8 protein-coding genes and 1 tRNA gene are annotated in these 14,450 nt (G+C 67.1%); 6 read left to right on the top strand and 3 right to left on the bottom strand.

The window, feature by feature from the left end; all coding sequences use genetic code 11:
- Positions 1-54: 54 nt before the first annotated feature.
- Positions 55-4,335, bottom strand: coding sequence for a LamG-like jellyroll fold domain-containing protein (locus ABZ906_RS04625; protein WP_361377255.1), 4,281 nt, complete (start codon positions 4,333-4,335; stop codon positions 55-57).
- A gap of 846 nt (positions 4,336-5,181) precedes the next feature.
- On the opposite strand from ABZ906_RS04625, the gene ABZ906_RS04620 reads away from it, so the two are divergent.
- The 4 genes from ABZ906_RS04620 (at position 5,182) to ABZ906_RS04605 (ending at position 9,516) form a co-directional block, all read left to right on the top strand.
- The gene (locus tag ABZ906_RS04620) at positions 5,182-7,326 is read left to right on the top strand and encodes a hypothetical protein (RefSeq protein WP_361377252.1); all 2,145 of its coding nucleotides are present in this window, start codon (positions 5,182-5,184) and stop codon (positions 7,324-7,326) included.
- A 10-nt stretch (positions 7,327-7,336) separates the two neighbouring features.
- Positions 7,337-7,732 (top strand): hypothetical protein, encoded by a 396-nt coding sequence (locus tag ABZ906_RS04615; protein ID WP_361377249.1) that lies wholly within the window; start codon positions 7,337-7,339, stop codon positions 7,730-7,732.
- Positions 7,733-7,921: 189 nt separating this feature from the next.
- Positions 7,922-8,608, top strand: coding sequence for a DUF488 family protein (locus ABZ906_RS04610; RefSeq protein WP_361377246.1), 687 nt, complete (start codon positions 7,922-7,924; stop codon positions 8,606-8,608).
- 89 nt (positions 8,609-8,697) lie between these two features.
- A complete protein-coding gene (locus ABZ906_RS04605) occupies positions 8,698-9,516 on the top strand; it encodes a hypothetical protein (RefSeq protein WP_361377243.1) in 819 nt (272 codons plus the stop codon).
- 1,272 nt (positions 9,517-10,788) lie between these two features.
- On the opposite strand, the gene ABZ906_RS04600 is transcribed toward ABZ906_RS04605, so the two are convergent.
- Positions 10,789-10,862 (bottom strand) — tRNA-Pro (locus ABZ906_RS04600).
- Between the two features lie 130 nt (positions 10,863-10,992).
- Between ABZ906_RS04600 and ABZ906_RS04595 the strand changes: the two genes are divergently transcribed.
- The gene (locus ABZ906_RS04595) at positions 10,993-11,700 is read left to right on the top strand and encodes a transketolase (protein ID WP_361377240.1); all 708 of its coding nucleotides are present in this window, start codon (positions 10,993-10,995) and stop codon (positions 11,698-11,700) included.
- A 61-nt stretch (positions 11,701-11,761) separates the two neighbouring features.
- On the top strand, positions 11,762-12,733 hold the full coding sequence (locus tag ABZ906_RS04590) for a transketolase (RefSeq protein ID WP_361377237.1): 972 nt from the start codon (positions 11,762-11,764) through the stop codon (positions 12,731-12,733).
- On the opposite strand, the gene ABZ906_RS04585 is transcribed toward ABZ906_RS04590, so the two are convergent.
- Positions 12,684-14,354 carry an MFS transporter gene (locus ABZ906_RS04585; RefSeq protein WP_361377234.1) on the bottom strand — a complete coding sequence of 557 codons (1,671 nt, stop codon included), beginning with the start codon at positions 14,352-14,354 and terminating at the stop codon, positions 12,684-12,686. The two genes, ABZ906_RS04590 and ABZ906_RS04585, sit on opposite strands and share 50 nt — an antisense overlap.
- Positions 14,355-14,450 lie beyond the last annotated feature (96 nt).

Genomic DNA, 14,450 nt, shown 5'->3' with positions numbered 1-14,450 from the left:
TCGTCGCGGGTAGTGCCTGGGGAGGGTGACCCATCCCCAGGCACTACCCGCGGTTCAGCTGTCGCCAGGCACTTCGGTAGGGATGTCAAACCACGAGCCGGCCAGCTTCTCGATTTGCGCATCGTTCAGCGCGCCTTGGAAGGCCCACACGTCATCGACGGCGCCGGCGAAATACGTTCCCGCGGCGTCTCCCTTGGCCCTGCCCACCTGCAGAGCCATGGGAGCCTTGAAGGTCAGTGCGTTGTCGGCCCAGGCGATGAGGTCCTGGCAGGCCGCGTCGTCCGCGTCGCCGTTGCCGTCCGCATCCCCGCAGGCGACTTCCTGAAGGACACCGTTGACGTAGAGGCGGGCTTCCTTGGCGAAGCCGTCATAGACCACCGCGAGGTGGTTCCACTCACGTACGTCGTAGAACTCGGTGTTGCTCACCACGGTGACAGGCGAGTCGGCGCTGTCATTGGCAGGGAGTGTCAGTTCCCAGCGGCCCAGGCCTTCAGGGTCCTTGGGGTCAGGTTGGAAACGGACCGTGAAGCCGCTTCGCTTCAAACCTGTGCCGCTGACCAGGGCCACGCCATGATCCGGGATCGCTGCGGCCTGGGCCCAGGCGGTGACAGTGAAGCTGGCGCTCGTGTCGATAGGCGACAGCACGGTGCCCGCGTACGCGTCGGTTCCGTTCAGCTCCAGCCCGCTGTTGTCGATCATTCCCGAGCCGAGCTTTGCGCCCCCGCCCAGTTCCATCGGGCGTTTCACGGCCGAGAGGTCCGGTGTGGTGGAGCCGGTAGCGTTGGTCGCTTCGAAGTTCCAGCGGCCCTTGACCAGCGGGCGCTGCTTGAACATCTGCTGGACCTCCTCGGCCGAGACCGGCCGATCCAGCAGGCGCACGTCATCGATGCTGCCCGGGAAGTGATTCTTGACCTGGCCGCTGTAGCTGCCCGCTCCGAGGTACATGGACTGGTCGGCGTAGAAGGCTCCGGCCAGCGGGACTGAGCCGGCCTTGGCTCCGTTGACGTACAGCGTGAGGGTGTTGGCGACGGTGTCGTGCACGCCCACCAGCTGCGCCCACTCCCCCACGTAGGCACTGTCTTCCTCGGGCTGCATGGCGCGGATCGGCGTGGCATCGGCGGCATCAGCCGAGTACTGGTTGACCGCCCACCGGTTGTAGGTGGAGGAGTAGTACAGCTCGAAGCCAGGGCGTTCCTTGCCGGCCTGTGCGGTGATGATCGCCGCGCCGTCCGGCTTTTTGTCGAACTTGGCCCAGGCGGAGACGGTGAAGCTGCGCGAGGTGTTCAGGTGCGGCCCGTTGGTCTGGCCGATCTTCGCGTAGGCGTCAGTGCCGTTGAACGTGGCGGCCTTGCCCGCAATGCCGGGGACGCCGGTGGTGACGCCGCCGTTGTACTTGGCGGGCAGTACCCCGCCGTGTGCAGTGATCTCCTTGGACTCGGTGGCCTCGTCGAGGTCGAAGACGGCCAGTGCGGGACGGCCCGGGTCTCCGACCGTCTGCTGGGCGTGCAGCTTGTCGATCTCGTCCTGCGCCAGCGGCTTGTCGAACAGCTGCACATTGTCGACTGCCCCGGGGAAGAACGCCGAGGGCGCGCCGTTGTAGGAGGCGGCTCCCAGCTGCAGGCCTCGGCGGGCCTCCCACGGGCTGTCATAGGCGGTCTTGCCGACCAGCTTGCCGTCTACGAAGAGTTCCAACACATCCCGGACGGAATCGTAAGATCCGGCCAGGTGCGTCCACTTGTCCGGCGCGACACCGCCGGGCTGATCCGCCATCGCGCGGGCGATGCCCGCATCCGCGGTATCGGACTTGTACTGGTTGAATGCCCAGCGGTCGTAGGTCTTGGAGTAGTACAGCTCAAAGCCCGGCGAGTGGTTGCCCGGCTGGGTGGCGATGACCGCCGCTCCCTCTGGCATCTTGGACAGTTTCACCCACGCCGAGACCGCGAAGCCACCGCTGGTGTTGACCACGGGGATATCAGTGGAGGCATAGCCGTCGGTGCCGTTGAACGAGACGGCTGTCCCCTGCACACCGGCAGCGCCCGGGGTTACCCCGCCGTGCAGTTGCGCGGTACGTGCCGGTGTCGATCCCTTGGCCTCTTCGGCGCCTTCGGCCTCATCCAGCTGCCAGGTCGCCCGGTCAGGCTGTCCGGCCTTGACCCGGTACTGGTAGGTACGGATCTCGCTGCCGTTGCCTGCAGTGTCGAAGGCCTGGGCCGTGATGAAGTTCAGCCCCGGCTTGGCGGGCAGCACCTTCGCACTCTTCGCGGCGCCACCGGATGTGGTGATCTTGTTCTTGGAGCTGGGGTCGCTATTGATGCCGTACCGGTAGGACGTCACATCGCTGTCGGCGGCCTTCAGCTCGAACGACCCGTACTTGCCCACCCCGTCGTGCCAAGGATCGTCGGGATCTTCGGAATCGGAGGCCGGGTACTCGCCCGAGGACACCGCCGGCGCCTTGGGGACCTTCGTGTCGTAGACGAAGTAGCAGGCAGTCGGGTCGCCCGCGTATGACCACGGCGAGTACTGCGCCCCGTCATAGACGCGCGCGTACCAGTTGATCTGCTTGTTAGTCGGGATCTTCGATGACGGCAGGCTGACCTTGAATTCAGAGTCGGACTTCTTCGATGAGGTGCGGGCCGGACTCCAGCTGCCGCCGTCCCACTTGGCCTGGAACTGCACCGAGACGCTGTCGCCGTCGGGGTCCTTCACCTCGTTGGCTTCGATCTTCCCGAGGGTGCGGACGCGTGCGGCGTCGCCAGACCGCTTGCAGGTGCCGCCGTACTCCATCGTCAGCTGCGACATCTTGAGCTGAGCGGGCGGCCGGTTGTACTTCACCCGCAGGAATGCCTTGTCGGAGAACCGCTTCCAGCCGTAAGCGTCCGACTCGCTGTCGGCCCGCAGACCGAAGGTCATCGTCGCGTCCCGGGCGTTGGCGGCATCCTGCACAGCCGACTTCACCGAGAACTCGGCATCCTTGGCCGCGCAGCCGGAGTATCCGTAGGCGAACGACTTCGTCGACAGCTTCTTGTCCCAGAATCCCGAAGCGTTCTGCGAGTTCCATGTAGTTGAGGAGGAGATGCCCTTCGTCTGCCACAGCTCCACGCTGCGATCAGAGCATGAGGCGGACCAGGTGTTACGCACCACGAACTCGGCCGACAGGATCGACTTGCCCGCGAACTTGGAGACCGGGATGCGGTAGAAGAGGCGCTTGGTGTCATTCGGCTTGCAGTAGTACCAGTTGCAGTAACCCATACCCGCGTCGCGATCCCCGTTGAACTTCCACTGCGGCGAGGAATCCCAGTACTTCGATGCCATCGTCCAAGCAGTGGCGCGCGGTGAGGACCACTGCGGATCGATGAACACCGGATAGGTGGTGTCCTTGCCCTTCAGTACATCCGCATCCGGGGTCAGCACCAGCTCCTTGCCGCCGGCGGGGACATCCACCCCCACCGGTGCGAGCTTGCCGGACTCACCCGCCGCAGGCTCCTCGCCGCCCTGCGGCTGGGCCCCTCCGTCTCGCGAAGCGAGGGCACCGGACGGCGCGGATTTGGTCGTGGGTGCGCTGTCGGAGCCGGGGCTGGAGTCCCACATCATCGGCTTCGGCGCCTCGAACACCGCGCCTTTGGCACCCTTGTCGATGGCCTGGAGCCCGCCCTGCGCCGTCTCCTTCACCTCGACGCCATCGGCGGCCAGCTTCAGTCGCAACTCCGCCAGCTGCGAACTCTCAGCTGCCTTGGCCGACTTCACTACCAACAGCTGAGTGAATCCGTCTTCCTGCGCACCCATGCGCAGGTCTACATCCGGGAGTACATCGACATAGGTGGCCGTGGCCCCATCCAGTTCAGGCGAGGGCAGCTTGCCCGGCCACGACAGTGCCAGTTCACGGCCGGACTTCTCCATCCGGACCAGCGGTGCGTCACCGCCCCCGGAGAACTTCAGCCTTACCGTGGTCACTTTCGGCGCAATGCTGCCGTCAGCAGACTTCGCCAGGTCGGTGTCGACCGGCTTCCACTGATCCCCCACTCGGGCTCGGACCGGGCGCAGGTACTCCCTCGCCTCGAGGTTTCCATCGGCGGTCGCGTACACATCGCTGCTTGCGCTGCGCAACGAGGTGACCTCGACCGGCTTGCCAGTGCGCTTGGCTTCCGCCAAGGCGCCCTCAGCGCTGGCCTCTTCGGCACCTTCGGCAGCGGAACTCCCGCCTGCGGATGTAGTCGCCGCACGTGTGGCCGGCGGGGCTCCTGCAGCAGCCGCTGGGGCCAAACCCGCCACGAGCGCCACGCCAACCAGACCGGCTAGCGCCCCGACCCCACCGCGTGAATGCACACGCCGCCACATATCCCACCCCGGACCATCACAAAAATGAAGATTGCCTGAACAGTGCAACCAAGTGGCGACTGTATGTAGTCGGCAAGTGAAGTTCCAGAAGGATCACTTAGGACATCCACGCCAAAGCGACTGAGTCTGATGTGGCGTTCATCACGGTTGTGCCGAGCAAGGAAACAACTCGATAACACTCTCTATCGACATGCCTCAGCGTAAGAAATTGATCGGCAACTGAAAACGCGTCAGGAGCAGCACTTGCGCAGAGGAGGCGCGGCCCGCCACTCCTGCGAGCGCCAGCACCTGCCAGGCCAAGGCAGCACCGTCGATCCAGCACAAGAGACCTGCGCGACCCCGTCGATACACGCTCAAGCCGTGACGCCAGCAGTTCACTGCACCCGCAACCAGTGCGCCGCCACTTGCTGAGTACCGCCGTAAGGGCCCGTACCGGCGGAAGGCCACAGACGACATGCGCGCGAACGCATCGCACAGCCCCCTCGGCCGGCCTCTCTACGGCTCGTAACGCGCCGTTGCCCCTGGGCGCCCCGCAGCTGCGAAGGATCACCCCCGCTTTCATGCGAGGTACGGGAGCCGTTCACAGCTTCACCCAGGACATTGCGCGTTCTGGCCTCCCTCTAGGGCTAGTTCACTCGGCCAACATCGCGCCAGAAATGCGCGCATCAGGTGAATCCACCTGCGCGTTCTGGAACCATTTGCCCGGTGACGTGGGTTTAGTACCGAAGATTTGTCCCCCGATATCCAGTGTGTTCTCAGCGGCCGAGGGCCACTCATTCGCTGCCGCAAGGCCGACTGTTAACCTCCTGGGGCTTGTGCCGGTAGTTGGCTTTCGGGGGTTTGTGCGTGACGCTCATAATGGCGGCCGCAGCGATATACGGGGTTCTGCAATTGGCGTTGCTGGCCTCGCCGGTGCGGTCTTTGAAAATTTCCACCGTGCTGGTGACGGTCGCGGTCGGCGTGTACGGCAGCGGCGTCATGGCGACGCTCATCGAGTACGTGTACGCGCGCGCCGCCGTCTCGCATCCGGGCCAGTCGCTGACCGAAGCGATGGGGCACGGCTCGTACACCCTCGTCCCGGTCGTCGAGGAGCTCGCGCAGATCGCGCCGCTGGTACTGGCCGGGCTGAACCTGAAGATCCGCTCGCAGCTGGGCTACGCCGACTTCGTCATCCTTGGTGCGGCAACCGGCGCCGGGCTCGGCCTCCTGGAGGTCCTGCTCTCGCACCTGCTGGACGCCCAGCGGGCCTTTCCGCTGCCCGGCGGCGGGGGCTGGATGCTGTCGGGCGGGATCGGCAGCATCGGCAAGGGCTCCCCTTACATTCCCGACTGGTCAACCGTGCTGAGCACCTGGCTGCCCAACTCGCTGGGCACCTTGGACTTCAGCTTCACCGAGACGAGCCTGGGCATCAACCTGCACCTGGTCTGGGGAGCCATCGACGGGCTGGGAGCGGCTCTGCTGCTGCGGGCCCGCGGCTGGCGCAAGCTCCTGGGCCTGCTGCCCCTGGCGTACGCGATCGGGCACCACGCGCTCTTCAACTACACCGGCGGCGGAGGAAGCGGCGCAGGGTGGGCCAAGGCCCTGTTCAAGTTCCCCGACGCCGTCCTGGACTGGGCACCCCTGATCTGCCTGGCGCTGGCCACGGCCCTGGACCACGCCGCAATCCGCCGGGGCCGGCACGCCATGCCCGCCATCCTGCTGGACGCCGAACGCATCGAGGGCCGCACCGGCCTTGCCGCGCTGGGCGGCTTCGCGGCTTGGCGCGTGCCCTGGAGCCTGCTGATCGCGCTGCGCTTCGCCCGCATGCGCCGCTCCCTCTGCTACGCCGCAGGGCGCGTCCCGCCCGAGCGCCTGCAGAACCTGCACGCCGCGGTGTCCGCCACCGCGGCGTGCATGAACGCATCCAACCACCCAGACGCCTGGGAAAAGACCCGGGTGCGCAGCCTGCTCAAGTCGGCACGCCACCTGCGGCCCTGGCGGCGTCGCTGGCCGATGCTGGTCATCCCACTAGTCCTGATGGCGCCATCCCTGCTTTTCCTCGGCGTGGGCTCATTCACGTCCACGAAGGATCTCCAGAAGTGGTTCACCACCGGCAACGGCCCACGGATCCTGCTGTGGTTCGGCATTGCGGCCCTGGCCTGGACGCTGCTGCAGCTGGTCCTCCTGCTGCGCGCTTGGCGTAAGGCGAGGCAGCAGCCGCTCGCTGAGATCGTCGCGCTGATACGCCTGCGCGTGTGGGCGGCGGCCGGGGCGCTTGTGACCGGCAGCCTCCTGCTGTTTGTCCACTACCGTCAGGGCGAGCCGCTGGACGGCGATGCCACCGGTCCGGCGGCGATGCTCCTGGCATTCCTCGAGGACCTTGACCTGTATTTGGGGATCGCCTTCACCATCCTCGCGCTCTTCGGTCTCCTCATGCTCTTCCCGCCCGCTGGGCTGGCCCTGGCCGGTGGCGGAGTGGCCGTGGGCGCGGCAGGATCCTTGGGAGTCGCCGAGGTCAGCGCCCTCGGCGTGGCGGGTATCGCCCTCATGGCGAACGGAAGTCAGGGTGGCAGCAATGACGCCATGCCGTCGTCGTCGGGCCGCGGGAAGGGCGGCGGCTCCACGACGACAGGTCGGGGTTCTATAGATGAGTCGGAGAAGCCGTTTTCACCGAAGGAAAGAAGAATCGCCGAGGAACTGGAGGGGGAGGGTAAACATGTCAAGGCGGTCAAGGAATCGACAGTAGACGGCGAGAAGCGGGCAGACTCGCTGGTTGACGGAGTTCCGACTGAATTCAAATCTCTGTCTCCAGAGGCCACCCCAAACGCGATCAAGAACAATCTAAACACCGCCAAGAAGCAGGCGCGTGATGCGATCATCGATACGCGTAACAGCACGGTCAGCGAGGATCAGGCGAGGGAGGTTCTCGGGAAGTGGCTGCGTAACAACCCTCCCGGGCGCATGAACTCCATCAGGATCATCGGCAACAACTACAACATCACCTGGCCCTAGGAACCTTCACATGAGCGAGCATCACTACGTCTTCGTCCATCCGAGCTCTCCACATGAGCAGCTGGTCGCCGATCTCTCCTGGGCCTGCGGTGTCCAGCTGCGTGCGCTCGACAGCAACCCTGACGTGGACTACAGCGCAAACCTCGGGTATGCGGCCGTCGAGCTTGAGCTGAAACATGAGTATGAGGAAGACCAAGGGATGCTGTTCGAGCGGTACAACTCGGTCTTCGCGGTCAGGGACTTCGATTCGGACATCGGACGGCAGGAAGCCACTGCCCGGCAGATCTACGAAAGACTGGCCTCCTTGAGGCGCTACTTCCTTCTTCTCACGCTGGACGTGCAGGAGTTCCTTGATGCGGCGACGCCGGAACAAGGCGTAGGACAAGGACGACAGGCCGCCCCCTGAACCGTTGCTTGCGGATGTGGGGGGCATCGACGGTGTCCGGCCATCACGTGCTCTTCGCGCCCTGTCTCCGTGGCAAAGGAATCATGCCTACAGCCACTACGTACGGACAGCCAACCGTGGCCTGCCGCAACCGACGTCAGGGTGACGCACTCACTCGGGTGCAGTCCGTTCGCACTAGTATCCCGGTCCATGGCCGATCGCCCCTTAAGCACTTCCCCGCTCTCCCCCGCACAGACGCTGGCCACCCGCGTACGCACTCTTCGCGAGGAGCGCGGATTGACGCCCGAGCGCCTGGCGAAAGAGGCCGGTATCCAGCCCGCGACGCTGTCGCGCCTCGAGGGCGGGGGTGCGATCCAGCCAGGTTTCTTCACTGTTGGCGCACTGGCCGAGGTACTCGGGGTCTCGCTCGATGAGCTGTTCCGACAGGCACAAGGGCCAGAAGCCGGTCTGTGGTCGGCCGGTTATGAGGGGCGGGACATCAATTCGTTCGTCGCCTCCCTGCTAGACGCGCAGATCAGCATGGTCGCCGACGTCCGCCTGACCCCCATCAGCCGCAAGCCCGGATTCAGCAAGACCCGGCTCGGGCACGCCCTCGACGAGGCGGGCATCACCTACACCCACCTGCGTGCTCTGGGGAATCCGAAGGACAACCGGGCCCCATTCTGGGAAGGGCGCATCAGCGAGGGCAGAGCGCGCTTCCGCAGCCTTCTACGCTCCGAAGCAGCCAGGGCGGACCTCAATCAACTTGCGGAACACGCAGGCCAGGTCCGAGTTGCGGTGCTGTGTTTCGAGAAGGACGAAGAGCGCTGTCACCGCCACGTCGTGCTGGAGACCCTGCGCAAGCGCGCGTCACTACCCGTCAGCCCCTTGGCCTGACTTCACCTCCCCTGCACGACGGCGCCCTTGCACGTTGCATCCGCCTCACTTCCAATCTGGTCCAGACGCTACGGACCGGGGGGTGGGGCATGGCAGGAGCGTGGGAGCGTGCGCGCATACTGATCACGGTCAAGACGTATCCGGAACTGTCCACGAAGTACCGTGAGACCAGTTGCGTCGCTGGCATACGCCTCGACCGTGCCGCCCCCGAGCATGTCCGCCTTTTCCCGGTGCCCTTCCGGCTCCTGAAGCAGGAGAGCCAGTTCGCCAAGTACGCGATCATCGAGGTCGACGTACGCCGCCACCACCAGGACGGCCGGCCCGAGAGCCTGCGCCCGAACCCGGACACCCTCAAGGTCATCGACAGAATCGGCACGAGCGACGGCTGGCGCGAGCGCTACTCGATCCTCCGCCCGCTGATCGCTCCGTCGCTGTGCGCCATCAAACGAGACCAGGAGGAACACGGCACCTCCCTCGGCCTCTTCCGTCCAGCGGCGGACACCGTCGGCTTCCGCCTCGAGCCCGCCGAACCCTGGCCCGTCTCCAAGGCCGCCCTGACCGACCAGATGGACCTCCTCGATCAAGACCTGCGCCAACTGGATTGGGTGCCACTGGAGTTCCGCTACCACTTCCGCTGCGAAGACTCCGACTGCGCTGGCCACGACATGGCGCTCCGGGACTGGGAGGCCGGCGAGTCCTACCGCAAGTACCTGCGCCAGTACGGGCAGCAGGACGTGGAGGAAAAGCTGCGGGAGCGCTGGTTCACTCGGATGTTCACGCCGGACCACGTCGTCCACTGCTACGTCGGGAACCTGGCCAAACGCCCAAGGACGTTCATGCTGCTCGGCCTGTTCTATCCGCGCCGGGACATCGTCGAGAACTACCAGGAAGAACTATTCTCCCTGTAGACGGGCCGCCCAGCACGTCTCATCCGGACGAACATTCTCTCCCAACTACCTGAACGCCCGCGACAGGCATCGTCTTCGGGGTAGCACGCCTGGGGGAACCACGGGAGGACCGCATGCGCGAAGGCCTCAATGAGCGGCAGCTAGACGTTCTCAACTGGATGGGCCAGGGGCGCCCCGAGGGAGCTTGGCCGGACAGCACGAACAAGGTAAGTGCTTAGGCTCTGCAAAGCCGAGGGTGGTGGCCGCTCCCCACGCGTAAGCCCACCTCTTGAGACTGACCACATCCATCTACGGCCGAGCCTTGCGCATCATTCAGGCCGTCGTCACCGCTACTGATTCACATGGCCATGAGGCGGCTCTCGGCCCCACTCCAGCCGCTTCCCCATCCCGCCACCGCCGGAAGGCAGCACCGCATTTCACCATCACTGCTCAAGTCGAACGTATCGACGTCCTCATCCTGCAGGAACGCGACCACAGCAAACACGTCCCGCCGACGACGAACGCGCCAACACCGAAAAGCACACATGGATGCGTATCCCCGTTTCGGCTACACCCCAGCCAGTCCTGCTGTGCTTCATCCTCCGAGGAGACATCCCGCACCACGGCAGCGAATGGCTGACCTCCCCAGCCGCCCCCTGCTGGAAGACCAATGAGACGAAAGCGCGCAAGAAGTCGTTTTTCGCGGTGAAGCCGCAAAAAACGCAACCGTCGCGCAGACGAGCAAGTCGAGACGGCACGGCAGCACCGGGAAAGAGCCCTGCACCCTGCCCACGCCGCATACACCCACGCCCCAGGCAGGGCATCACACGCGCCCCCAACAATCCCGTACCGCTCTGTACAGACGCCTATATCCACTGGCGTCCGGCCAAGGGGACTCGCAGGAGCAGACACACCCGAGCCGATACCCCTACCGACGTGCACAGCATCTCGCTATCGCGTTCAACCTCTGGATGACGTGTGCACCGAGAACTGGAGTCGATGAAGTCATGGGGTCGGCGAAAACCGTCATGGGGTCGAGTGGGAGCACGGCCCCATGTCGAGTATTCGGGCCAGGGGGCGAACGGCGCGACCCCTTGCCTCGAACGTCAGACCGGCCAGCGGAGATGCTCCCTGGGAGCGACCGGATCGGGTGACCAGCCGTCGACCCCCGGTTGACGTCGCTCCCAGGCTCCCGCTCCCTGGGAGCGCTGGGAGCCGCTTCCCGCTCCCAGAATTGCTCCCAAAAACGAAGTAGGGGCCATCCGAAGATGACCCCTACCTGCGACGTTTCCGTCGGGACGACAGGATTTGAACCTGCGACCCCTTGACCCCCAGTCAAGTGCGCTACCAAGCTGCGCCACGTCCCGGTGCCCGTGTGACCTGGGGTTTCCCCTGGCCGAACGCGCACCGAAACAATACCGCACTCGGAGCCGTGATCGCTCACGCCTTTTGCGCCCTGTTGACCTCAAGCGGACTTGAGGTTGCACGCTCTGTGTCATGACGACGACAACGGAACGCGCGCACACCTACGGATACGCGGACCTGTCCCGCCTCATGGGGCGGATGACGGGGGACGAGAAGCACGGGCCCGCCGCGACGTCGACCCTCGACGCGCTCTGGGTTCTCTACGACCGGGTGCTCAGGGTCACACCCGAGCGGGTGGATGATCCCGGGCGCGACCGGTTCCTGCTCTCCAAAGGACACGGGCCCATGGCGTACTACGCCGTCCTCGCCGCCAAGGGCTTCTTTCCCGTCGACTGGCTGGAAGGGTTCGGGGGGTACGACTCCCCGCTGGGGCACCACCCGGACCGGGTGCTCGTGCCGGGGGTCGAGATCGGGAGCGGGTCCCTCGGGCACGGGCTGCCGCTCGGTGTCGGGACGGCGCTCGGGCTCGGTGCGCGCGGGATCTCCGACGCCCAGGTGTGGGTGCTAGTGGGGGACGCCGAGCTGGACGAAGGCAGCAATCACGAGGCCATCGCCTTCGCCGGGCCCTCCGGCCTCGAACAGCTGCACACCGTCGTGATCGACAACGCCTCCGCCCGGCACACCAGGCCCGGCGGCATCGCGTCGCGCTTCGAGGCGGCGGGGTGGTCCGCCGAGACCGTCGACGGGCGTGATCACGACGCGCTGTACGCGGCCTTCACCGCGCCGCATCCGGGGCGGCCCCGGGTGGTCGTGGCCCAGGTCGAGCCCAAGAAGTCGTAGGCGCCGGCCTGAACGGCATCCGCCCCTTCTCTTTTGGATCTCTTGTCGGAGGTTTTCTGTCATGGACACCATGCGTGATCGTTTCGGTCCTGTCGTCTCGCGGCTGCTCGACGAGGATCCGCGCGTCGCCGTCGTTCTCGCCGAGATCGGCGCGGACGCGTTCGCCCGGGCTCAGCGCAAGCACCCGGACCGGGTGATCAATGTCGGGATCCGGGAGCAGCTGCTCGTGGGGACCGGTGCCGGGCTCGCCCTCGCGGGGCTGCGGCCCGTCATGCACACCTTCGCCAGCTTTCTGGTGGAGCGGCCCTTCGAGCAGGTGAAGCTGGACTTCGGGCATCAGGGCGTGGGGGGCGTTCTCGTGAGCGCCGCGGGCTCCTTCGACTGGCCCGCCGGTGGCTTTACGCACATGTCTCCGGGCGATGTGGCCCTGCTCGACACGCTGGACGGCTGGACCGTGCATGTGCCGGGGCACCCGGACGAGGCCGAGACGCTGCTGCGGCACGCGGTCGCCGCGGGCGACGACAAGGTGTACGTCCGCCTCTCGGTGCAGTCGAACGGCCGGGGGCTGCCGGTCGACGGAGCGCGCTTCCACACCGTGCGCGAGGGGCGGGCCGGGGTCGTGGTCGCCGTCGGGCCGATGCTGGACAACGTGCTCGCCGCGACCGAGGGGCTCGATCTCACCGTGCTGTACGCGACCACAGTGCGGCCCTTCGATGGAGAGGCGCTGCGGCGCGCGACGGGGGCAGGGGCGGCGGCCGATGTCGTGCTGGTCGAGCCCTATCTCGCCGGAACCTCCACCGCCGCCGCGAACGACGCGCTCGCCGATGTCCCGCACCGCGTGCTCGGACTCGGCGTCGGCCGTGCCGAGCTGCGCCGCTACGGGCAGATCGACGAGCACATGGCCGCGCACGGGCTCGACGCCCGGTCACTGCGGGAGCGGATCACCGGGTTTCTGGAGGCGCGGATCACCGGGTCTCCGGGGGTCACCGGGGCTCCGGAGGCGCGGCACAGGCTTCCGTACAGCCCCGTATAGCTCCGTCGCGGCCGGTCGCGGGCAGGCTCTCCGGCCGCCGTGCCGTCGCCGCTTCGGTCGCGGGTCCACCGCCCGAGACCGGCGCTCTCCCGTCCACCCGGACCAGCCCGCGTATCGCCGGTACGGAGAGCAGGGCCAGGCAGACGGCGAGCGTCGTCACGGCGCCCGTGAGCAGTACCTCTTCCGCGCCGAAGGCGCTCGCGGCGGGGCCCGCGAGTGCCTGGCCGACCGGCAGCAGGGCGATCGATCCCGCGACGTCGTAGGCGTGTATGCGGTTGAGGACGTCGGGCGGCACCTGCGTCTGGACGCTCGTGGCCCACATGACGCCCCAGAAGGAGAGCCCGGCACCCGCGATCGCGGCGCCGACCGCCATGAGCGGCACGCCGAGCTGGGCGCCGACGGCCGCCGGGAACGCGCAGTAGCCGATCAGGGCCATGGATCCCGCGCGGAGCATGCGGCGGGGGCGCAGGCGCAGCGCGACCAGGCCGCCCAGTACGGTGCCGGCGCCCAGGGCGGAGTTCACCAGGCCGTATGCGCCCGAGCCGTGCTCCTGGACCACGAGCGTGGCGACGAGTGGTGTCAGCGGGCCCGTGGTCGTGATCATCAGGACGCAGAAGATGGCGATGACGCCCCAGAGCCAGGTGCGGGACCTGAACTCCCGCCACCCCTGCACCAGATCGGCCCGGAAGCCGTTGCTGTGCGGGAGCGAGCCGGGCCGTGCGGGCGGCAGTCTGAGCAGGACCAGGCACAGGGCACTCAGTCCGTACGTTCCCGCGTGCGCGGCGAAGACGGCGCCGGGTGAGGCGAAGGCCACGAGGACGCCCGCGACGGCCGGTCCCGCGAGGGCCGCGGCCGACTCGGCCACGCGTATCGCGCCGTTGGCCTTCTGGACGTCGGTGGCAAGGCGCGGGACCGTGCTGGCGACGCCCGGCTGGAAGAGGGCGCCCGCCGCGCCGTTGACCGCGCCGATCACGCAGATCTGCCAGAGGACGACATGTCCCGAGAAGAAGAGGACCGCCGCGATCGACTGCGTGCCGAGCCGGACCACGTCCGCGCCGATCATGAGGAGGCGGGTGCTGAACCGGTCCGCGAAGACCCCGCCGAAGATCACCAGGCCCGCGAAGCAGACCGTCGTGGCGGCCATCGCCAGCCCGACCGCGCCCGCGCCGTGCCCGTGCTGCAACAGCCCCGCGGCGAGCGCGACCGGCAACATGGTGTCACCGAGCTTGGCCACGGTCCGCGCCCCGAAGAAGAACCCGAAGTCCCGCGACCAGATACTCCTACGACCACTCGCCGCGAGCGGGCCTCCGCGGTCCGCACCGATCGGTCCTCCACGGTCCGCACCGAGCGGCCCTCCGTGGTCCGCAGCATGCGGGTCCTTGCTGCGGCCCATGGTCGGCAGGCTCTTGCGGCCCTCGGCCAGTGGACCCTTGCGGTCCGCAGTCACCGGGCCTGTGCGGCCCACGGACAACGGGTCCTCGCGGTCCGGGGCAAGCAGGCCCTCGCCGTCCGCGGCCAACGGCCCCTCGCCGTCCCGGGCAAGCAGGCCCTCGCCATCCTCGCTCAGCGGCGCCCGGCGATCCCCGGCCGGCAGGCCGTCCCGCTCCGCCGCCGGCGACACACCCCCGGGACCAGGTTCACGTCCGGCCCCCGTACGTCTCGCCCGGCGCTCCCCGCGGCTCCGCGCGTGCCCGTTCTCGTCGATTCCGTCCGCTGA

Source organism: Streptomyces sp. NPDC046925, from assembly GCF_040644915.1.
GTDB lineage: Bacteria > Actinomycetota > Actinomycetes > Streptomycetales > Streptomycetaceae > Streptomyces.
This window is presented reverse-complemented; position numbering and strand designations above follow the sequence as displayed.

Coding starts and splice junctions, on each gene's coding strand:
- ABZ906_RS04595 (WP_361377240.1), top strand. CDS start 10,993: ATGACGACGACAACGGAACGCGCGCACACCTACGGATACGCGGACCTG.
- ABZ906_RS04610 (WP_361377246.1), top strand. CDS start 7,922: ATGGCCGATCGCCCCTTAAGCACTTCCCCGCTCTCCCCCGCACAGACG.
- ABZ906_RS04605 (WP_361377243.1), top strand. CDS start 8,698: ATGGCAGGAGCGTGGGAGCGTGCGCGCATACTGATCACGGTCAAGACG.
- ABZ906_RS04590 (WP_361377237.1), top strand. CDS start 11,762: ATGGACACCATGCGTGATCGTTTCGGTCCTGTCGTCTCGCGGCTGCTC.
- ABZ906_RS04615 (WP_361377249.1), top strand. CDS start 7,337: ATGAGCGAGCATCACTACGTCTTCGTCCATCCGAGCTCTCCACATGAG.
- ABZ906_RS04625 (WP_361377255.1), bottom strand. CDS start 4,335: ATGTGGCGGCGTGTGCATTCACGCGGTGGGGTCGGGGCGCTAGCCGGT.